Here is a 20,604-nt window from a genome sequence, read left to right as displayed (position 1 = left end):
GCCTCGCAGGAGGCCTGTAAGGTGAAATGATGAAAATTGCAGTACATACCCCCTTTAAATTGTCCCTGCCTGGTCAGCAAGATATCGCCTTTCTCGTTGGCACTCACACGGTGACGAAAGACGTTGCGGAGCATTGGTTCACTCTGGCACACGCCGAGGTGATTGACGGAGAGGTTGAGCAAAATAACACCGACCTGCAAGCCTCCATCCTTGAGATGCAGAAGCAAATCGATGAACAGACGCAAGCGCTGGCTGATCGTGATAACTCCATCCTTGAGATGCAGAAGCAAATCGATGAGCTAACTAAACCGAAGGTAAAAGCCAATGCCAAGGAACAGAAACCTACCGACAGCGGCACAGTTCAGGACTGATTTCCCCCAGTTCGAGAATGAAGCCCGATACCCTACCGCCGCCATTCAGTTTCGACTATCACTCGCTGACAACCTGTTAGATGAGAACCTACTGGATAATATGTTTCCCTATCTGGTTGAGTTATTTGTCGCTCATTACATAACATTGCAAGCGAAAGACATGCAATCGGCGGCGCTGGGAGGTGCTAGTGGGGCAACGAATGGTGTAGCGGCTTCTAAGAGTGTCGATAAGGTTTCGGTGAGCTATGACAATAGCGCCACGCTGAACCCTGATGCCGGATTCTGGAATTTCACCCGCTACGGTGCCGAGTTCTACCAGATCATCCTCATGTTTGGCGCTGGAGGGCGGCAGCTATGAAAAGCGGCTTAAAGGTACGGGTAGATAAAACAAATGATGTGCTGGCGGCACTTAAGGCCATCGGCAGGAAAGATGTGTTGATTGGTATCCCTGAGGAGAAAAGTGAACGGGAGGATATCCCTTTCGGTAACGCCGGGATCGGTTATATCAACGAATTTGGTTCACCGGCGCAAAATATCCCCCCACGACCCCACCTACAGCCTGGCGTCAGGTCGGTACAGGACGAAACCACCCAAAAGCTGAAACAGGCGGCGCAGGCGGTTTTGGCGGGCAATCAGGCCGCCGCAGATCGGGCGTTAGAGCAGGCGGGTATCATCGCTAGCAATGCGGTGAAACGCTATATCACTATTACCGGCTTTACCCCTTTAGCTGACAGCACTATCAGCGCTCGTTTGCGGCGCGGTCGCAGCGGGGATAAGCCACTCATTGACACCGGGCAATATCGACGGACGATAACCTCTATCGTAAGGGACAAATATGCCAAATCTTGATGTAACCGACGTGCTGTTTGACCCGGACTTCTGTGACATGTCACTGGTGGTTAAACGAAACATGCAGACGGTTGATGCAGACGGATTCGCCACCAACACCGTCATTGAAAAAGGTTTTGCGGGAGTGGTTACGGTTGATCGCTCGCTTGAGTCGCGCCGGATGATGTCAGGGAATGTCATTGGTGGCGCAATTCTTATTGTGACTGTCGAGCGGCTTACCCAGGGGCAGACGGGGCGTGATGCCGATATTGTTACCTATCAGAATCGCGATTATCGCGTGACCTTTGTTGACCCCTACACGGCATATGGTGCGGGATTCGTTCAAGCGCACTGTGAACTCCTGCCGTTCGATGGAGGAATTCCCATTGAGCAACAACAGCAGTGATGAGGCAGGCTGGCTAACACCCATTGCTGACGGTCCCGCTTACGATGAGACGCTGGAGCGCTTACTGAGTCAGTGGGTGAGAGGGGTGTCCGGGCTACCCGATGGTCACGTTCGCCCACGCTGGACAGCCGTGCAGTCACCCATTATGGAGGCTGATGTTAACTGGTGCGGCTTTGGGGTAATCGATATTCCTGATGATGCCAGCCCCGCCTTTGAGAACCAAACTGAAAACAGCACCGAGTTATGGCGACACGAAGAAGTCGAATGTATGGCGAGTTTCTACGGTCCCAACGGGCAACGGTATGCAACTCAATTCCGTGACGGTCTGACTATCACTCAAAACAATGACGAACTGGTGAGAATGGGCCTTTCTCTGGCCCGTTGCAGTCGCATTAATCCCTTTCCTGAACTCATCAATAACAAATGGGTTCGTCGCTTCGATATCACCATCAAGCTACGCCGCAAAGTAATACGCGAGTACGGCATTAAATCGCTGACCTCCGCCCCCGTTAAATTCTTCGGAGAATAACCATGTCGCAGGGATTACCTGTTTCTAACATCGTCAATGTGACGGTGAATATGGCTGTGCGTGCTGCCATGGCGCGGAACTTTGGTTCCCTGCTGGTGGTTGGCCCGTCGCCTGTTATCGATGCTCACGAACGTCTGCGCAACTATTCAAGCGCGACAGATATCGCATCTGACTTTGGTCTGACAGCACCTGAGTATCAGGCCGCTAATTTGTATTATCAGCAATCCCCACAACCGATTGATTCCTATGTCGGCCGCTGGGTGAAAGAGGATGCAGCCGGACTATTGCGCGGTGCGATTTTAAACCCAACTCAACAGCTTATGGCTAACTTTACCGCTATTGCTGATGGCTCCATGAAAATCACGGTAGATGGTGTTGAAACCGTTGTCAGTGATGTTGATTGGACTGATGAACTAAACCTGAATGGTGTTGCGGCCCGAGTAGAGGAATCACTGCTTATCGCAACCGTTATCTGGAATGGTAGCCGCTTCATCATCACATCCAAAACGACAGGCGCAGCATCATCAGTCGGCTACGGTTCGGCTAATGCGACCGGTACCGATATTTCTGTACTGCTGGGATTGGTTGAGAGCGCCGGCGCGCTGCCGGTTCAAGGTCTGGCGAATGAAACTATTCAGGCATGCATTTATAAATTAGCTGACATGTCTACGCGCTGGTATGGGCTGGTTATTGCCGACCCATCATTAAGCGATACAGACGTGATCAGTATTGCCTCGTTTATCCAGAGTGATGATGTTTCTCGGGTTTACGGCCATACCACACAGGTAACTACTGCGCTGGATGCGGATATTGATACCGATATCGCCAGCAAGCTGAAAGCGGCGAAATATGCCCGTACCCTGGTGCAGTATTCCAGCGCCAGCCCGTATGCCGCCGCCTCTATCTTTGGTCGTGCGTTTACTGTGAATTTCAACGGCAATAACACCACCATCACGCTTAAATTCAAACAACAGCCAGGTATTACCGCCGAATCACTTGAGCAGTCTCAAGCTAACGCGCTGAAAGCGAAGAATTGCAATGTGTTCGTCAATTACGACAACGACACGGCGATTATTCAAGAGGGCGTGATGTGCAACGGTGATTTCTTTGATGAGCGCCACGGCCTCGACTGGTTGCAGAACTACGTACAGAACAACCTCTACAACCTACTGTTTACCAGCCCCACCAAAATTCCACAGACAGACGCGGGTGTAACCCGTTTGCTAGCCAATGTAGAGAAGTCACTGGATCAATCGGTCATTAACGGGCTGGTAGCACCGGGTGTCTGGGGTGGTGATAGTTTCGGCGTGTTGGCAACCGGCGACACCCTGACCAAAGGCTACTACGTTTACGCGCCGCCAGTGGCATCACAGGCACAGGCCGACCGCGAGGGACGTAAAGCACCGGTGATGCAGTCTGCAATCAAGTTGGCCGGTGCGGTTCACTACGCCGATGTCATCATCAATGTTAACCGCTAAGGAGCTGATAAATGTCAACTTATAGCTTTATGGACGTTACCGCCTCTATCGTGGGTGTAGGCGGTTCATTCGATCTAGGTTATGGCGCCGCCGTCACCGATGAGGGGATCACCACCTCAATGATCGAGAATAAGAACACCATGACCATTGGTGCTGACGGTGAGGGGATGCACAGCCTACATGCAGGCAAAGGTGGCACGGTGACGGTAAATCTACTGAAAACCAGCCCGACTAATCGCAAGTTATCGGTTATGTATAACGCGCAGGCGCAGTCGAGTGCCACCTGGGGCAACAACATCATTCTGATCCGCAACACCGCCAGCGGTGACACCTTTGCCGCACGTGGCTGTGCATTCCAAAAGCAGCCCGATTTCAATAACGCCAAAGACGGTGCGCTGGTGGCATGGGTATTTGACTGCATCAAGGTTGACCAACTGCTGGGTACTTTTTAAGGAGTAATTAATGGAATTTACGATTAAAGGTATCGAGTACCGCTCTAAGAAACTCGACGTGTTCGCGCAGTTGAAAGTGTCGCGTAAGTTGTTGCCCCTACTGGCGGGTATTCTCAAAGACCTGCGAAGCGGCACGGTGACGATTGAAACGGCGTTACCCAGTATCGCCCAGTCACTTTCCGATATCAGCGACGAGGACTGCAATGCCATTATTCACCCCTGCTTGGCGATAGTGACACGCAAGCACGGCAAAGCCTATAACCCGATATTTAGCGGCGGTGAACTGATGTTTGATGACATTGATCTGATGGCAATGTTGCAAATTGTTGGTCGGGTGGTAGGCAACTCGATGGGAAATTTTTTGCACGAACTCCAAGAGAGCGCACCAGCGGAACCGCCAGCGGCTTAATGCTGGATACCTTGCCAGGTGGGGAGGATTTTATCTTGCGCCCGGTAAAGCACCAACTCACGACCATGGGTGAAATCAAAAGCGGCAATCTAGACCTACTCGACATTGCACTGCTAAATGATTATCTCGATCTGGAGGCTGAGAATCAGGCGAAAATAGACAAATGGAGAGCCGACAATGAGCAACGCTGAAACCATTAAGGACTTTCTGGTCAGTCTTGGCTTTGAATTGGACGAGGCAGGAGAAAAGAAATTTTCCGCTGTGGTCGCCGGCGTCACGGCCAATGTACTGAAAATGGGCGCAGTGGTCGAAGGGGCAGCGTTGGCCGTTGTTGGTTTTACCACCAAGATTGCTGACGGTCTGGATAAGGTTTATTTCGCCTCCCAGCGTACGGGCGCATCGGTGGCGGGTATCAAGGCGTTAGGTTATGCCGCTTCGCAACTTGGCGTAGATGCCGCATCAGCACAAGGCTCACTCGAAAGCCTTGCTCGATTTATCCGTAACAGTCCGGGGGCTGAGGGCTTTCTCAATCGGTTGGGTATTCAGACCCGTAGCGCTAACGGTAACATGCGCGATACCTCGGCCATCTTTACCGGCCTTAGTGCCAAACTAAGCAGCATGCCGTATTACCGCGCCAACCAATACGCGCAGATGCTGGGTATTGATGAAAATACGCTAATGGCAATGCGTAAGGGGCTGGGGGGCTTTGGCTCCGAATATGCATTAACCGCTAAGAAAATCGGTTTTAATGCGGATACCGCGGCCAAGCAATCTAACCGCTTTATGACGTCCATGCGTAACCTCACGATGACACTTGGTCAGGCGCGGGACAAGATTGGCGCAAATCTGGCTAATGGGCTGGCGGGGGATATCGATGCTCTGCGCAAGCAGCTTCTAGACAACTGGCCGAAGATTGAAGCTGTGTTGATGAAGGTTATCAAGGGCATTCTCTGGGCGGGGGATGCGGTTACGCGCGTATTATGGCGCACTGGTCAGGCTGTCGGTGATGTCATCAACTGGTTTAAAAAGCTAGATCCGGTCACACAGCAGCTCATTATGTTGTCTGGTGGGTTGCTGTTGGCATGGCGCTTACTTAACACAGCGTTCCTCACGTCACCAGTGGGTATTATTCTCTCACTGGGTGCGGCTCTCTTTGCTCTGTATGACGACTATAAGACGTGGAAAGAGGGCGGGGAAAGCCTGATTGATTGGGGCCAGTGGGAACAAGAAATAAACGCCGCGCTCGAGGGGATCGATGAGTTAACGAAATCGATTAAAGGCGTTGGCGTTGAGATTGCCCGTCTACTCAACATTAATCTGAAAAACTGGACGCTAAAAGGTGACATCGAGAACCTAACGAAGCAATTCGGCGAGTTCGGCAAGATGTTATCGATGATCGGTGACCTGATTAATGCGCTGAAAGAGGGCAATTGGGTTGAGGTGGCCAGGATAGGAAAGGCGCTGTTAAGTCAGGGCAGCGATCAGCCGGACGCCATGCCTGCGGTAACCGATAGCGCAAATAGTGCCGCCGATTGGGTCAAAGATAAAACCGGCTTTGATCCGAGAAGTGTTGGACGGTGGTTGCGCGGTGAAAGTGATACCACAGAGCCGGACCAGTATGCACAGTCGGTAAAAAGGCCAACCGCGTCAGCGTCAGGCGCAGCCCTTTTAGGCTGGCTGCAACCTACCCTCACTAAGTTAGAAGCATTAAACAACCTACCAGCGGGTTTATTGCGGAGTGTGGCGATAACGGAATCTGGCGGTAATCAGTTCGCTATCTCTGGCGCGGGCGCCAAAGGGTTATTCCAGTTCATGGACGCGACAGCAAAAGATATGGGACTTAAGGGTAATGACGTTTTCGACCCAGAGAAATCAGCCGCCGCCGCCGCGAAATATCTCAGCATGCTTCTTAAGATGAATGGCGGCGATCTGGATAAAGCTCTAGCCTCCTATAACTGGGGGATCGGCAATGTTCAGAAGCACGGCTTAGACCTGATGCCCCGAGAAACCCGCAATTACATTCCGAAGGTGCATAGCAATATGCCGGGTGGAGGGTTGCAGCAGGAAACCAATATCTATATCACGGGTGTCTCTGATCCGGTATCCGCAGGTAATGAAGTTGCAGGCAGACAGACTAACGTCAATGCAAGACTCACTCAGCAATTAAATACACCAACCCGATAGGAGGGTGAATGGATATTCTTTCTGCCATCTTCCGGCAGCAAACGCGAAAAATTGGGTTGCTGGTACCCAGTGTGATTATCTCTGAAAAGCATCAAGACGCATTGGAAATTACAGAGCATCCCGTCGAGGTGGGTGCGGCAGTAAACGATCACGCATACAAACGTGCCGCTGAAGTGACAATGGAGGTCGGTTTTGCTGGTGGCGGTTCCTTGCTGGATTTTGTGGATACCTCAACCATAGGCTTGAGTCTGGGTAAAAGCCCGGAGGAAGTTTATCAAGAACTTCGCGAACTACAGGAAAGCAGGGAGCCGATAGACGTTATTACCGGTAAGCGAAAATACAGCAATATGCTGATCCGCGCTATTGAAGTGACGACCGATAAAACCAGTGAGAATGTGTTGATGTGCGTTCTCACTCTGCGTGAAGTCATCCTGTCTCAAACTGAGTCTGTCACGGTAGCCGATAAAGAGAATATGCGGGATGGAGTAAGCACCTCAGCGATGCAAAACACCGGCACCAAGGCACCAGCACCGGCCAATAAATCGTTGTTGCAATCTAGTCTTGGCTGGGTAAAGGAAAAACTTGCATGAATGTTCAAGAAATCCCGTTAACGGCCAATAATCAGTTTTTCAATATCGCCCTTGGAGAAATCTCACTTAACCTGCGCCTGGTCTATCGTGATGTCGCAGGCTGGATAATGGACGTGAGAGATAGCGGCGGCGCTGACATGCTTTGCGGCGTTCCACTGGTGGTCGGTGTTGACCTGATTGAGCAATATCCTGATCTGGGTATCAATGGTATTTTTGCGGTGCTCAGTGATGATAGCCGAGAGGAATACCCGACAAAAACCAACCTTGGCACCGGTAGCCATTTATATTTTGTGCAGAATAGCTAAATCAATCCATGCAATTTAACCCGCCACTGAGCGGGTTTTTTTATGAGGTTTTCATGAGTAAGAACTGGATACGCCACTTTGAGTTGATGCTATTAGATAACGAAGGTAAGGGGATTAATTTCACTGATTTTAAAGTGACGTTTAATATTGAGTGGTACAACACTTCATTCCCACGCGCCGCTATTTTCAAGATTTATAACCTGTCACAAAATACCATTAACCGGATCACCGGTACCGAGTTTTCAAAGCTGCGATTAATTGCCGGTTACGATGGCTCGACCTCTCCGGACGGACAAAATGAAGAGGCTAACTTCGGTGAAATCTTCTCGGGTGATATCCGGTACACCATCACCGGCAGAGATAACCCCACGGATACCTTTATTCTGATTCAGGCTATCGATGGTCATAACGCATTTATTAACGCCACAATAAACCAGACGGTAGCGGCGGGTTATACCGTGGCCGATATTAACAATCTGCTTATGCGTAACCTTGCCCCGTTCGGCATCACTCAGGGCATCATGCCGGAAATGCCACCCACGGTATTCCCACGTGGTAAAACCATGTACGGCATGACACGGGATTATCTGGATAACGTCGCCAAGCAATGCAAGGCCACCTGGCAGTTTGTGAACGGTAAGGTTGATATGGTGCCGAACGATAAGTATGTGCATGAAGCCATTGTGCTAAACAGCAACACTGGTTTGATTGGCATGCCACAACAAACTATTGGGTCGGGTGTTAACGTACGTTGCTTGATTAATCCTAATATTCGGTTAAATGGACTTATCCAATTAAATCAAGAATCGGTCTATCGTACGACGCTTTCTAGTCAAGAAGTACAAATGGCAGGCAGCAGGCTTGAAGAACAAAATAGTAATGGCAATGTGACCGTTAGCGGGGCATTAAGTCAACCATCCAGCATTGCGACCGATGGTGTGTATATCGTCAGAGGCATTAGTTATACTGGCGATACGCGCGGTAACCCGTGGTATATGGACATGATGTGTGAAGCGCGTGGGGCTAAGGATTTGGTTAATAGCTCAGCAATGACAAGACTTGTTTAAAGGGGAAAATAATGAATTTACTAAAAAATTCCTTGATAGGAATTTCGCTATCTCTGCTTTCTTTTTCTTCGTTTGCGGTTACTCATTGCGGGAATTTCGAACTTACAGGCGGAAATGACGGTTTATTGAAAGTGAATGGTGACACTGTAGGTACTCAGAAAATCAACTTTCTGAAACAAAACGGTGATTATGAAAACGTAAAAATCAGCATGACGCTTATGCCAGCCAGTGATGGAAACATGTACGGATTTGAATATTTTAAGCGTAATGGCAAATCATGGCTTAACGTTCAACTCCTACAAAACAGTATGGATGCGCCGAAAATTATAGGTTCATTCCCCTGCAAGAAAGTAAGTTAGCTAAGTCGCTTAGCCTCATCTGAACCCGCCAATGTGCGGGTTTTTTATTGGAGTTTTTCCATGACGGTATCAACAGACTCCCGTTCGGGAGAATTAGCCGAAACACTGCGAACGTTGCAATCATCTGTATCGTCTCAATTGCGCGTATCAATGCCGGGGATTGTTCAGTCATTTGATGCTGACAGCGTAACTTGCGATATTCAGATCGGTATTAAGGGCGAGTCGGGCGGGGAATCAACCAATCTATCGGTACTGACCAATGTGCCCGTTATATTCCCGCGCGGCGGTGGCGTCACCATGACATTCCCCATTAAGTCCGGGGATGAGTGCTTATTGGTTTTTGGTGATCGGTGTATCGATTTCTGGCACCAGTCAGGCGACATACAAGAGACAGTTGACGAACGTCAGCATGATTTATCGGATGCATTCGCCATTATTGGTCCTCAGTCGCAGGCAAAGAAAATCAGCGGTATCAGCACCAGCGCCGCGCAGTTCCGTAGTGATGATGGCGGCGCGTATGTTGAAATCAACCCCGCAGATCACACCGTCACCGTGCAGACATCAGGCAGGCTGATAGCAAATGCGCAGGGTGGTACTGAAATCACATCGCCAACTATCGTGTTAAATGGAGCGGTGACGATAAACGGTTCCCTCACCCAAGGGATGGGAGAAAGCGGCGGTAACGCCAGTATGCTTGGCCCTATTACTGTTACCAATGATGTCACTGCTGGTGGTGTCAGTCTCAAATCTCACAAGCACGGCGGTGTAGAAACGGGTGGCGGCGAAACTGGGGGGCCGATATGAGGTATCGCAGAGAGGACGAGAACGGCGATTACACATTCGGCCAGGGTGATAACACATTCCTTATCAACTCACCGGAGGCGGTCGCTCAGGCGGTAAAAACCCGCTTTGAATTATGGCGCGGCCAGTGGTTTTTGGATTTAACTGAGGGTACGCCTTATATTCAGTCGGTACTTGGTAAGCAACGCTCTGATGTTTATATCCTGGCTATCCGTGAGCGTATTCTTGATACGCAGGGCGTTAGCGCAATTCTGGAATTTGAAGCCAGCTATACCGGCGAAAATCGTCGCGTCACTTTTACCGCAACAATAGACACCATCTACGGCACTACCACCGTGACCAGCGAGGCATAAATGTTAAACCTTGATACGTTAGGGCTGAATGTAATTGTCAGCGCGACGGGGATAACTGCGCCCGATTTTGAGACTATTCGCAGCACGTTAGTGAGTTATTTTCAGGAGATTTACGGCACTGACAGTTATTTGGATGCTGATAGTAAGGATGGGCAAATGGTCAGTATTTACGCGCTGGCAATCCACGACGCGAACAATAGCGCCATTGCTGTTTATAACTCATTCTCTCCGGCAACCGCAGTCGGCAATGGACTTTCCAGTAATGTGAAAATTAACGGCATTAAACGGGACAAGGAAACTAATTCAACCGTCGATGTATTGCTCACCGGCAATGTCGGGCTGGAGATCACCAATGGGGCCGCGCGTGATGCCGATGGTGTCCGTTGGGATCTGCCCGCCAGTGTGATTATTGGTCTGGATGGCACGGCAACCGCGACGGCGATCTGTTCGGTACCGGGTGCCATTGTCGCCCTGGCCAATACCGTAAACGAAATAGCAACACCAACGCGAGGTTGGCTAAGCGTCAATAACCCAATAGGGGCGACTCCAGGCAAGCCTGTAGAAATGGATGCAGAATTGCGCGTCAGACAAACGGACTCAGTGGCGCTTCCGTCGCGCACGGTGCTGGATGGTATCTTAGGGGCTATTGCGGGCATTAGTGGTGTTGAGCGCTATCGCGGCTATGAGAATGATACCAGCATTACCGACGCAAACGGCATACCCAGCCACTCGATCTCTATTGTTGTTGATGGCGGTGACGCGACACAAATCGCTCAAGCCATCGCCCTGAAAAAGGGACCGGGTTCTGGGACGTATGGCACCACCACCATTCCGATTACGGATAAGTATGGCATTGTTCACCCGATTCATTTTTTCCGCAAAGGTACCGTACAGATTTATGTCCGGTTAGCAATCAAAGCACTCCAGGGTTATACCTCATCAATTGGCGTCGAGATCAAAAACTCAATAGCGGAATATATTAATAAAATAGAAATTGGTGAGCCGGTTCGTATTAAGCGACTTGATCTACCTGCGCAATTAAATGGCAGCATTGAACGGCTGACTTACGATATTACTTTGTTAGAAATCGGCATTTCTCCTGTGGCGCTATCTGAAAACAATATCGAGATAGCATTTAACAATGCAGCCGCTTGTGTGCCGGAGAATATAACCTTAGTGGTGACCTAATGAGTGAGACTAAATATCAACGTCTCATCACGTCCTATCACAAAAATAAGCCCAAGTTTTACGATCATATATCCCTAATCACCGCACCGTTCCTCGGTATCCAGCAGACGACAAATCAACTCACAAACGACTTTGACCTCGATAGCTCAATAGGCAATCAAGAGGATGCTGTCGGGCTATGGGTAGGTATTGGGCGAAACATCAGAACACCAATCACGGATGTCTATTTCTCACTAGATACCGAGGGGTTGGGCTTTGATCTGGGGAGCTGGAAGGGGCCGTATGATTCGCTAACAGGCTTCACTCGATTGGACGATGAGACTTACCGCACGATACTTCGGGCAAAGATCCAGGCTAACCATTGGGACGGTACCGTCGAAACACTCAGTGATATCTACCAGGGTATTTTCCCTGACGGGCGCACCAAGATATTTGCCGTCGATAACTTCGACATGACCATGACTATTTACATTGCCGGTGAGCAAATCTCATCAGTGATGCGAGCGGTCATTGCTCAGGGATATTTAGACGTTAAACCGGCAGGTGTCGGCGTCACGAATTACATCATTTCAACTGAGGTCGGTGCGTTGTTCGGCTTCGATTTAGATAACGAATACTCCTCAGGATTTGACCGTTCGTCATGGGGTTTATCATTAAGGAAAGCACATGGCTAAGAATGAAATTCTCCCTTTTGGGATCGGCGTTGAATCTAACGTAATGACGCAAGAACAATATGAGGTACTTGCGGCACGTGCAGGCGGGTTCTCGTCAGGGGTCGCTAAGTCTGAGCAGCTAAATAAAGTCTGGCGTCAGTCATCCTTTGTTGCATCTGTGCTGGCTGAGTTCATCGCTAACCATTCTGACAATGATGTCCTCGATAATGGCGAGATGGCAACGCTGTTGAACAGTCTGGAATTAGCGATTAAGAGCTACGCCAATAGTAACCTACCCTCAGCCTCTACCACCCAAAAAGGGGTTGTTCAGTTAAGTAGTTCGACTGGTAGCACCAGCGAAGTGTTAGCGGCTACACCGAAAGCTGTCAAGGCCGCGCTTGATGCTTCATTGCCAATCGATGGCATAGCAGCATCCGCCACAAAACTGGCCACAGCGAGAAAAATCGGTGGGGTAGATTTTGATGGTACCAAAGATATTACCTTGCCATTTATTAATACCACCGACGCCAATGTTCAATTGGCAGGCAACCTTACCGCACAAGGCAGTCTCATTGCAAAAACCAACATTGCCGCAGATGGCCGCTGCGATATTGTTGGTGATGTAAGAGGCGGGCGGATTATATCAAAAAGTGATGTTGTTGCAGGTGAAGGCCGCGCAGAAGGCCATGCAACATTGACAGTGGACGGTAATATCCACGGTACGTTGTGGGGTTCCACTCTTTACACTTTCCTGACAGAACAACTGATTGGTATCCCAATGCCTAACCCCCTGTCCAGTGTCCCCGCTGGCTGGTTGAAGTGTAACGGCGCTGCCTTTAGCACATCAACTTACCCGCGGTTAGCCCTGAGATACCCATCTGGTGTACTCCCCGACATGCGCGGGAATGCCATTAGAGGCTGGGACGACGGACGAGGGGTAGACGCGGGACGAGTATTGCTGTCGTTTCAGGATGATGCCATTAGAAACATTACGGGTATCTACGCCCCCGCAGGCGGGAAAGCCGCGGAGGCAAGTTACTTCTCAGGTGCTTTCACGCGGCTGGATGTTTCAGTACCTCAAGGTGGGCAAGTCGTTGGCGGGAGCACTGTGCAGGGAGCTAAGTTTGATGCATCACTTGTTGTTCCCACTGCAAATGAAAACCGCATGAAAAATATTGCATTTAACTACATCGTGAGAGCCATATAATGACTAAATATTCACTAGATATCCCAACCGCGCAGATTGGAGCAAATGGTCTCGCTATTCGTGCTGGCTGGATTGCCGTTTATAGTGCAGACACCCAATCGCAAGAGTTTATCGGCGTCAATAATGAGTACCTACCGTTGGGCGTTAGCTTGCCCGCTAGCGGTTATGCTGACTCGCCTGTATTACCCACAGAACCAGATAAGGCCGTGCGCCGGAATGATGCTGGCAACGCATGGGAAATCGTTACTGACTTGCGCGGCAAGGTGGCTTACAGCACGGAAACCGGTCAACCAGAAGAAATCGGCTTTATTGGTGATCTACCCGATACGTTGACATTACTGGCTCCGCAGACCCATTACGATAAGTGGAGCGGCGCAAAGTGGGTAACGGATAAAGTCTTGCAAAAGGCCGCAGCAGTGCAGGAAGCGGAAGAAAAGAAAACCCGATTATTGAATGCAGCCGCAGCGAAAATTGCACCGTTACAAGATGCGGTAGATACCGGCATGGCAACGGATGACGATAAAGAGCAGCTTACGGCTTGGAAAACTTACCGCGTCTTACTGAACCGTATTGATACATCAAAAGCGCCGGATATTGAATGGCCTGTAGTGCCTAAAGTGTAAACAAAAGCCGGGCTTAATTGCCCGGCCTATTCAGTCAGTCTACGGGTATAACTCCCTAACTGTAATAACCCGTGTTTATAAATCCTTACACCTGTATTTGATGGGGATGGCCGTACAAAAAAACACGATAAGAATATAACTATATGTTACTTAACATTAAAATTGATATTCATCGACCAACGGTTTATTTTCTGGTATATAGACTAAGGAATGTCAATCGTTTTTAAGGATGAAAAGGCAAATGAGAACAAGCGAAGAGACACTGCTAAGATCTGGATTTACACATAGTGACTTACAAAAACTGAAAAATAACATTGCTAATTATGGAGGTTCACTGGATTCGGTCACTCACGACCTTGCTAACCGTTTTAAAGCATCAAAATGGATCACCATAGTTGCATTAACCATCTTAGCTCTTACGTTAGCACTGGCATCAAAAAATACCAGTATTACGCTGGCTGCAACACTTGCTATTGCGCTGCCTTTTATCTGGTATTTAGCCCCAGCCAGGCTTGCATACAAATCCTGGCGATATCGAAAAATGATTACTAACGTTGTACTGAATCAGTGATAGACATTAAATCAAATATGACTTTAGCTTTAACGCCATATCCTACTATTTTCATTGTTAACTTTGGGCGACTCATGGTGCTGATTTTCCGATAATAATCAGTGGGAATATAACGAAATAACCGCCATGTTTCTGGGCGCTTAAGTAGGCCGAAGATGCTATATGCATTTGCCGCAAGTGATACTGATTTGTATACACCCAGCCCATTATTACGACTAAATCCCATAAACTCGGCAACCGACATGGACACATCAGCAACCAGCCCTTCAGAGCTTTTATTATCCATTGCGTAATGTGCTATTTCCTTGCTTATGCCATTGGCACTGTCGATCACAAGTACAGCTCCAGCCAGAACCCCCAAGGGGGTCATTGAACTTATAAGTGTGAAACCGACCGCCATTTCAAGTCCTGACAACACCACATTTACAGCCGAAATGACATACCCAACAATTTTATTATTTTCCCGGACGAACTCCACTTTGGCGTAAAGTTTCGCGGTTTCCATCCGCAACATCCTGTCCTGCGCCTGAAGGCTTTCCGTCTCCGCTCTCAGACTTTGTATGCAGGTCATACACTCTTCGTCCGATTTAGCACGCCGCGCGGCAGCGAACTGTTGCTCAACAACTTCCTTTATTTCTTGGATAAAATTCATTTGGGTCAGACTATCACTAAGGTGGGAGGCGGACAGCGTGTTCGCGATATTAATCAGCTTATGGGCCTCCAGGTTCACCATCGTTTCTGACCAGCTTGTAATCCTTCCACCTGACCGCATCCTTGAAAGCAACGTCGCATCCATTTCTTTATCTCCCTATGTTTATTAACTCATCCGATAATACGGCATTGTTTTCCGTTCAAGCATATGGTGTTTTATCTGGCTACTCCTAATGATTTAAGCTCCGAATGTTCTGAAAATAGAGTGATGGGTGGGCAGGGATGTTTATTGAGCTGAAGCATAAATACAAAACCGGGCTTGATTGCCCGGTCTATTTATGTGAGTTCTTTCGCGTATGCCGTTAGCTGAAAATAGAGGTTAACCAGGTTTCTTTGTTATGAAAAATTCCGAGGCAGCAAGATTTGCAGCAGTTACCTTGTTAAGTAATAATGTTTTGATACCTTCTAGTGGGTCACCTACATACCACGTATTTGGCCCATCATATCCATATAGAGTTATAACATGCCCCTGATAAGATAGGGTCCCATCCTGTTTCATTTTTTTTAAACCAACTATAACCGGTTTACCTGTAGCTATTATTCTCTTTATTTCGGGAAGCTCAATCGTAGAATTAGCATATTTATTTACGAAGCAAAAAACGTGCTGCAACGAAGTTTGTGGATTTCCGGTCTCGTTGCATAAATCTTTAGTTCCTAATGACATAAGAGGAGTCGCCGTTGTTACCGTATGACAAGTCGACTTTAGTTTTTTATATGTGTCTATTTGATCCCACTTTGTTGTTTTGTCATTGGGCCTTACTGTATATGACTCATAAAAATTACCCACGGCGACTGCAGTTGCTATCCAACACCACTGGCTTTGCTTCTGCATCTCAAAGTATTTTTCGAATTCGTCAATTTTAAACTTCTCTGGTGGGCGTGCTGATAAATCAATAGTATCTTCCATTTTTCCTTCCAGTGATTATCATGTTGTGCTAATAATGGAATTGAATGAAAAGTAAATTGTTTGAGGAGTGAGCCCTTGTGTCAATAGTTTGCAATGGACCTCATAGGTTGTAGCCGGTGAGGCATTTACGGCTTGCGCAATCCAATAATTATCATCTCTTTCCCGACGAACAGGATAACCTGCACTGCCAAATAAATTACCGCCCAATATCGTGAACCCTTCAATTGTAAGGGTCTCTTCTAAATCAGGATCTGTTAAGGTTGGGTCTATTGCTGAGATATAAAAGCCGATGTAGTCCTCACGATGAACATATGTTTTTACAGGTATGCGAGCTTCGAGCGGGCTACCGATACTCCCTCTATTATCGATCACATAAATACCCTTACTTGTTGGTCCAGTGATTGCACCACCGCCGCTTGCGGCAACGTAAGCTGTATCAACAAAAATACGTATGATCGTCTCGGGATTATTAATACCACGAAAATCACCTGGTATTAATTCGGGGTGCTGTTGTAAGTTATTATCGTTCATATTATTTTATTCCTATGAAATTATTGAAAAGAATAAAATCAAGTTACTGTTAGACCAAGAGTTGTTTTTAAAATTGCACCCTCGCCATTACTCTTTACAATATTAATCAATAACTCATAAGTATAACGCCCTGCCACTTGCGCCTCGCCACTAAAATTTGAGTCACTATCAAAGGCGATTTCTGGTTGACCGCTATATCCCCATGCAGGAGAGTTTCCCACCGACGAGATCCCTATTGAGGCGATGGACTGCGCATCAACTGTGTTAGGGTTGATAAACATAGCTCGCCAATAAATTTTGTCGCCTCTTCCGGCATAAGTTACTAGTTGTGTGCTACCTTGAATATCACTTCCAGACCCCAGGTGATTATCCATCGCGAAAATCCCCGTTGATTCCCCTTGCAGCGCAGTTTTTTCGTCAACAAGGATAAGTATCTGAAGATCACAATCCTCAATGGAATAGCTGGCTCCCATATATTTCCCCTTTTATTTAAAAAGCTATTTTAGATATGCATTTATGGTAATAGTCATTCTCTCGAAATAAGGCTGGCGCCGTTTGTTCGAAAAACCAGACCTTGCTTATAAATGGAACGACCCAAAATGATGTTAGCACTCCAGCAATGTATACATGTTATGAGGATAGGTGGTGTAGTTTGGAGAGGCCAATGAAATAAAGTGTTCAGTTGATAACTGCATGTTGTTTGAAAATATGAATAGGCTGAACAACAGCACTCAAATAACGACTTGACTCTTAGAAATGAGTCCAAGGAAGTAACTGTATTGATGGTTAATTCAGTCAGTTAGTATGGTAATTCCAGCTCAAACAGAGTATGAGTCGGCATGGAAATCGCTGGGATAATAATCATGTGGAGTGCTTTTTTCGCAGTCTGAAGCTGGAGTGGGCACCCAACTGTGAATATGATAATTTTAGCGAAGCAAATAGAGTTATAATGAATTATATCATCGGTTATTACAGTCAATTCAGAGTCCACCAATATAACGATGTATTAACACCTACTGAACCGGAGCGATTGTATTGGGAAAATGCTGAAGCTGTGGCCAATTTTAGTTGACCACTACAAACACAAAACCGAGCTTAATTTTCCGATCAATCCCCGGTGTTCTCGGCCATGAATTTAAGCCTGAAACCAATCATCCGCACTTTCCCACGTCTCCTGCAAAATCTCTTCGACTGTCTTTTTATCATCGCTAGCCCCGCCTAGCACTGTTAATCCATCAGCGCCTGCAAATCTCACCTTCACATCAACCTCGCTAAATTTACGGCTGAGGCGATTAGTTAACTCTTCCGTCAGTGCGTTGGTGTAGCCAGGTGGAAAACTCTTGGCGTTCAGCTTATCTATCGTCACTTCGACACGCAGCATAAATCCCCCTCAATTAAATATCGATAACCAGCCACTGATCTGCTTCGTCAAACATCTCTTCAAGCAGACGGCTTAGGATTGCTTTATCACCTTTGCTGGCGTCTGTGTTGATGCCGTTCGCCTGCATAGGCTTAACCTTGACCTCAGCCTTAGGGAAGACGCGATGCACACGTTTGGTTAGTTCAGCCAGGATCAGCTCATTGGCACCCGGTATCTCTTTCACGTTTCGCTTATCGTAAACCAGTTCAACTTTCATGATTTCACACCCCATTAGGTAACTGTGTTTTTATACAGTAAAGTGTTGGTGATTATCAATAGGGATTCATAATAGCGGGCCACTGCCTGACATAACCCGCTGATTATAAAGATCATAAAAAAGTTAATATATTATGAATATAATATCTAACTCATTGTTTTAACTTAAAACCAATGGCAATTTAAAATCCCTCGGCTTATGGCTGTGCGGGTTCAAGTCCCGCCCCGGGCACCATGGAAAATAGTATAAGTAAAACAAAGTAGTATGAGTATGTCGTTAGCCGCCGTGAGGCGGTTTTTTTGTGTCTGAGATTTGAAAATGGCAGCAGAGTGACTACAAAATGACTACATTGTGTCTACGGCACTTTTCACACCCTCAAGGCTGCATCCAGTAGCAAGCACGATAAACCGCCAATTATCCCCAATAAGATATTAATTACGCCAAATTTTAATAATAAAAAAACCTGCAATTTGCAGGCTTCTTCAATTACATCCACAACACGCCTTGATTCCCTTTAGGGTGGGGCGGTACAGCATTAATTATTCCCGGCTCCATTATCGTATCAACGATTGTTTCATGGGTCTTAAAGGTTTTGCCGCAATTAATATTCGTGCACTGGTGATAGCGTTCTTTAGTTTCATCACTAAGGTAACGACTGGATCTCGCGTGTGCTGCAAATTTACAGCGTGGGCAATGCATCATATTTACCTCCGAAACTGCATATTCAGTAATTATGCTGATCTTATCACCAGCATTCGCATTTGTGAAATAAATATCAATTAGTTGAATATTACTACTCAGTGGCCTCATAAGTGACATCCGACAACAACACTTCTAGAGATAACTGGGTGGTGTAGCCGTTGTTACTCAGGTTGTGCGTTACCTTGCTGATTATCCAGTTCTGTTGGTCTATCACCGATTTAAAACCATTGACCTCGACAGGGGTTTCAGGAAATAAATCAGCGCGCCCCATGGCTAAGGTGATAGAGAACTCAGCAACACCGCGTTGTAACTTCTCCCATTTAGATTGAGCGGCGCGCATAGCGGCTTTTTGCGTGGCGTAAACTGTCGTGATAGCAAAAACGTTATCTTCTGACCCCACCAGATAATCCCCTTGTTTTTCCTCCACCGGCTTTTTCACTGCGGCCGCTTTGGTGCGGGTCGGTTTGGCTTTGGGGTGTTCCAGTGCGCGGAGCTGCTTAAACTTTGGCTTACGCTGCAACTTAACCTTTTTCGGCTTGGCCGGTTTGGGGTCTTTGGTGTGTAACCAACTGGCACTGACACCGGTATACGCGCCCCGGTCAGCAATACTAAAGCTGTGCTGGTCGCCATCCTGCCGGGTGATCGTCATCTGCGGAATGGGTTTCCCGCTGGCAGTAACACCGCTGCCCGGCTTGATAAATAACAATCGCCCGGCTTTGACGGCAGCCACCGCGCCATTCAGTGAAGCTAACCGGGTGATAAATTTGGCGTCAGTTTCTTGGGTCTGGTCGATATGAGAAATAGCGATATCCGCCAGACCGTCAGCCAGCATCGCTTTCAGGTTGTTGCGCTCGGCCACTTGCGCCACCACTTTACCCAGCGTGGTTTCATGATAAGAGACTTCCCGCCGCGCATTGAGTGAGCCGCGAAAATCCGCACTGCGGGCGCGAATGGTCAGCGTATCCGGCGCGCCGTGGTGCTCGACCTCATCCACGGTAAAGTCACCTTTACCAATCAGCGCCGACCCTTTCCAGCCCAAGAACACCGACAACACTGCGCCGCGTTCCGGCATGGCAAGCTGGCCGTCGGCGTCATCCAGCTCAATATCGAGCTGGTCAGCTTCAAAGCCCCGGTTATCAGTCAGACTAAGCGACAACAGCCGGTCACGGATATTCTGCGTGATGTCTTTCTGGTTAATGTTCAGCATAAAATCCGGGGCCATATCCGCCCCGGCCGGTAGAGACATGCCGGTCATCATGAGAATAACCCCCCGATAGCTGTCTGCGCTTTACCGGTCATGGCCGTCGCTTTACCCAGCAACTCGTCAGCCTGTTGTTGCAGGTCGCCGAACATGGCGGTTAACGACTCATCGACCCGCAACAGATTGAGGGTGAACTCAATGCGCCGGGCGCAGCCATCTGCAAAAAACAGACTGCGGGTCAGGTTCAGGCTTTCAACCACAAACATACCGTATATCATGCCGCTCCCCTCAATCAGCGGCCATGCTTTGCCTTGGTTAGCCATAACCTCTAGAGCCAGCAACGACAGGCGGCCGCCTGTCAGTTCCGGTAGTAATACCCCGGATAGCGTCATTTTTTCGCTATCTACGCCAAGAAATTGCGCCGCCGGGCGCAAGCCTACCCGGCTGTTAGTGGGCCAACGATAATCAATATTGCGTCCCATGCTTTGATAAGGGGTGGTTTGTAGCATAAAGACAAATAAACCCAGTGATAACATCATGA

The 20,604-nt window shown here is 48.1% G+C and carries 30 protein-coding genes and 1 pseudogene; 22 read left to right on the top strand and 9 right to left on the bottom strand.

All coding sequences use genetic code 11. The features are described 5' to 3' along the window. Positions 1-26 precede the first annotated feature (26 nt). The 21 genes from FFE93_RS12450 (at position 27) to FFE93_RS12350 (ending at position 14,374) form a co-directional block, all read left to right on the top strand. On the top strand, positions 27-371 hold the full coding sequence (locus tag FFE93_RS12450; RefSeq protein WP_138775291.1) for a hypothetical protein: 345 nt from the start codon (positions 27-29) through the stop codon (positions 369-371). Further along, positions 325-729, top strand: coding sequence for a DUF4054 domain-containing protein (locus FFE93_RS12445; protein ID WP_138775290.1), 405 nt, complete (start codon positions 325-327; stop codon positions 727-729). Before FFE93_RS12450 ends, FFE93_RS12445 begins: the two co-directional genes overlap by 47 nt. Next, on the top strand, positions 726-1,220 hold the full coding sequence (locus tag FFE93_RS12440; RefSeq protein WP_138775289.1) for a hypothetical protein: 495 nt from the start codon (positions 726-728) through the stop codon (positions 1,218-1,220). Before FFE93_RS12445 ends, FFE93_RS12440 begins: the two co-directional genes overlap by 4 nt. Continuing rightward, positions 1,207-1,605 (top strand): head-tail adaptor, encoded by a 399-nt coding sequence (locus FFE93_RS12435; RefSeq protein WP_138775288.1) that lies wholly within the window; start codon positions 1,207-1,209, stop codon positions 1,603-1,605. Before FFE93_RS12440 ends, FFE93_RS12435 begins: the two co-directional genes overlap by 14 nt. Further along, positions 1,571-2,134 (top strand): hypothetical protein, encoded by a 564-nt coding sequence (locus FFE93_RS12430; RefSeq protein WP_186367653.1) that lies wholly within the window; start codon positions 1,571-1,573, stop codon positions 2,132-2,134. Before FFE93_RS12435 ends, FFE93_RS12430 begins: the two co-directional genes overlap by 35 nt. A gap of 2 nt (positions 2,135-2,136) precedes the next feature. Then, complete coding sequence (locus tag FFE93_RS12425) at positions 2,137-3,612, top strand: DUF3383 domain-containing protein (protein WP_138775287.1); 1,476 nt, start codon at positions 2,137-2,139, stop codon at positions 3,610-3,612. A gap of 11 nt (positions 3,613-3,623) precedes the next feature. Next, on the top strand, positions 3,624-4,064 hold the full coding sequence (locus FFE93_RS12420) for a DUF3277 family protein (protein WP_138775286.1): 441 nt from the start codon (positions 3,624-3,626) through the stop codon (positions 4,062-4,064). A gap of 10 nt (positions 4,065-4,074) precedes the next feature. Continuing rightward, on the top strand, positions 4,075-4,473 hold the full coding sequence (locus FFE93_RS12415; RefSeq protein WP_138775285.1) for a phage tail assembly chaperone: 399 nt from the start codon (positions 4,075-4,077) through the stop codon (positions 4,471-4,473). Beyond that, positions 4,473-4,664 carry a DUF6889 family protein gene (locus FFE93_RS12410; protein WP_050079836.1) on the top strand — a complete coding sequence of 64 codons (192 nt, stop codon included), beginning with the start codon at positions 4,473-4,475 and terminating at the stop codon, positions 4,662-4,664. Before FFE93_RS12415 ends, FFE93_RS12410 begins: the two co-directional genes overlap by 1 nt. Beyond that, positions 4,651-6,657, top strand: a complete 2,007-nt coding sequence (locus FFE93_RS12405) for a transglycosylase SLT domain-containing protein (protein ID WP_138775284.1) — start codon at positions 4,651-4,653, stop codon at positions 6,655-6,657. Before FFE93_RS12410 ends, FFE93_RS12405 begins: the two co-directional genes overlap by 14 nt. Positions 6,658-6,665: 8 nt before the next feature. Next, complete coding sequence (locus FFE93_RS12400) at positions 6,666-7,247, top strand: phage baseplate protein (protein ID WP_138775283.1); 582 nt, start codon at positions 6,666-6,668, stop codon at positions 7,245-7,247. Beyond that, a complete protein-coding gene (locus FFE93_RS21535) occupies positions 7,244-7,552 on the top strand; it encodes a phage baseplate plug protein (protein WP_186367652.1) in 309 nt (102 codons plus the stop codon). The genes FFE93_RS12400 and FFE93_RS21535 overlap by 4 nt, the downstream gene beginning before the upstream one ends. A gap of 53 nt (positions 7,553-7,605) precedes the next feature. Then, complete coding sequence (locus FFE93_RS12390; RefSeq protein WP_138775282.1) at positions 7,606-8,619, top strand: phage protein; 1,014 nt, start codon at positions 7,606-7,608, stop codon at positions 8,617-8,619. Positions 8,620-8,630: 11 nt separating this feature from the next. Further along, a complete protein-coding gene (locus FFE93_RS12385; RefSeq protein ID WP_138775281.1) occupies positions 8,631-8,978 on the top strand; it encodes a hypothetical protein in 348 nt (115 codons plus the stop codon). A 60-nt stretch (positions 8,979-9,038) separates the two neighbouring features. Then, positions 9,039-9,782: a Gp138 family membrane-puncturing spike protein gene (locus tag FFE93_RS12380; RefSeq protein WP_138775280.1), complete on the top strand. Its 744-nt coding sequence runs from the start codon at positions 9,039-9,041 to the stop codon at positions 9,780-9,782. Further along, positions 9,779-10,132, top strand: coding sequence for a hypothetical protein (locus tag FFE93_RS12375; protein ID WP_004712483.1), 354 nt, complete (start codon positions 9,779-9,781; stop codon positions 10,130-10,132). Before FFE93_RS12380 ends, FFE93_RS12375 begins: the two co-directional genes overlap by 4 nt. After that, entirely contained in the window at positions 10,133-11,320 is a 1,188-nt protein-coding gene (locus FFE93_RS12370; RefSeq protein ID WP_138775279.1) for a baseplate J/gp47 family protein, read from the top strand. Continuing rightward, positions 11,320-11,994 carry a DUF2612 domain-containing protein gene (locus tag FFE93_RS12365; RefSeq protein ID WP_138775278.1) on the top strand — a complete coding sequence of 225 codons (675 nt, stop codon included), beginning with the start codon at positions 11,320-11,322 and terminating at the stop codon, positions 11,992-11,994. The genes FFE93_RS12370 and FFE93_RS12365 overlap by 1 nt, the downstream gene beginning before the upstream one ends. After that, entirely contained in the window at positions 11,987-13,180 is a 1,194-nt protein-coding gene (locus FFE93_RS12360) for a phage tail protein (RefSeq protein ID WP_261369001.1), read from the top strand. Before FFE93_RS12365 ends, FFE93_RS12360 begins: the two co-directional genes overlap by 8 nt. Then, positions 13,180-13,803: a tail fiber assembly protein gene (locus tag FFE93_RS12355; protein ID WP_138775277.1), complete on the top strand. Its 624-nt coding sequence runs from the start codon at positions 13,180-13,182 to the stop codon at positions 13,801-13,803. Before FFE93_RS12360 ends, FFE93_RS12355 begins: the two co-directional genes overlap by 1 nt. A gap of 241 nt (positions 13,804-14,044) precedes the next feature. Continuing rightward, complete coding sequence (locus FFE93_RS12350; RefSeq protein WP_138775276.1) at positions 14,045-14,374, top strand: hypothetical protein; 330 nt, start codon at positions 14,045-14,047, stop codon at positions 14,372-14,374. Here FFE93_RS12350 and FFE93_RS12345 read toward each other — a convergent pair. From FFE93_RS12345 to FFE93_RS12330, 4 genes are all read right to left on the bottom strand, one after another. After that, complete coding sequence (locus FFE93_RS12345; RefSeq protein ID WP_138775275.1) at positions 14,352-15,170, bottom strand: DUF4225 domain-containing protein; 819 nt, start codon at positions 15,168-15,170, stop codon at positions 14,352-14,354. The genes FFE93_RS12350 and FFE93_RS12345 overlap by 23 nt on opposite strands. 234 nt (positions 15,171-15,404) lie before the next feature. Beyond that, positions 15,405-15,992: a C39 family peptidase gene (locus FFE93_RS12340; protein ID WP_138775274.1), complete on the bottom strand. Its 588-nt coding sequence runs from the start codon at positions 15,990-15,992 to the stop codon at positions 15,405-15,407. An 18-nt stretch (positions 15,993-16,010) separates the two neighbouring features. Continuing rightward, positions 16,011-16,523, bottom strand: a complete 513-nt coding sequence (locus FFE93_RS12335) for a hypothetical protein (protein ID WP_138775273.1) — start codon at positions 16,521-16,523, stop codon at positions 16,011-16,013. Between the two features lie 38 nt (positions 16,524-16,561). Further along, positions 16,562-16,996, bottom strand: a complete 435-nt coding sequence (locus FFE93_RS12330; protein ID WP_138775272.1) for a hypothetical protein — start codon at positions 16,994-16,996, stop codon at positions 16,562-16,564. 338 nt (positions 16,997-17,334) lie between these two features. Between FFE93_RS12330 and FFE93_RS12325 the strand changes: the two are divergent. Then, positions 17,335-17,595 (top strand): annotated as a pseudogene (locus FFE93_RS12325) (IS3 family transposase); the annotation flags it as partial. Positions 17,596-17,658: 63 nt separating this feature from the next. On the opposite strand, the gene FFE93_RS12320 reads toward FFE93_RS12325, so the two are convergent. The 5 genes from FFE93_RS12320 to FFE93_RS12300 all read right to left on the bottom strand — a co-directional run bounded on the left by FFE93_RS12320 (position 17,659) and on the right by FFE93_RS12300 (position 20,602). Continuing rightward, positions 17,659-17,904, bottom strand: coding sequence for a DinI-like family protein (locus FFE93_RS12320; protein ID WP_186367651.1), 246 nt, complete (start codon positions 17,902-17,904; stop codon positions 17,659-17,661). 13 nt (positions 17,905-17,917) lie between these two features. After that, complete coding sequence (locus FFE93_RS12315) at positions 17,918-18,160, bottom strand: DinI family protein (protein WP_138775270.1); 243 nt, start codon at positions 18,158-18,160, stop codon at positions 17,918-17,920. Between the two features lie 486 nt (positions 18,161-18,646). Beyond that, entirely contained in the window at positions 18,647-18,862 is a 216-nt protein-coding gene (locus tag FFE93_RS12310) for a DNA-binding transcriptional regulator (protein ID WP_011192198.1), read from the bottom strand. Between the two features lie 91 nt (positions 18,863-18,953). Next, entirely contained in the window at positions 18,954-20,120 is a 1,167-nt protein-coding gene (locus FFE93_RS12305) for a phage late control D family protein (protein ID WP_138775269.1), read from the bottom strand. Continuing rightward, positions 20,117-20,602, bottom strand: a complete 486-nt coding sequence (locus FFE93_RS12300) for a phage tail protein (RefSeq protein ID WP_138775268.1) — start codon at positions 20,600-20,602, stop codon at positions 20,117-20,119. The genes FFE93_RS12305 and FFE93_RS12300 overlap by 4 nt, the downstream gene beginning before the upstream one ends. Positions 20,603-20,604: the final 2 nt, after the last annotated feature.

The sequence above is a fragment of the Yersinia sp. KBS0713 genome (assembly GCF_005937895.2).
GTDB lineage: Bacteria > Pseudomonadota > Gammaproteobacteria > Enterobacterales > Enterobacteriaceae > Yersinia > Yersinia bercovieri.
Note: the sequence above shows the minus strand (reverse complement) of the source record. Positions and strands in the feature narration are given on the sequence as shown.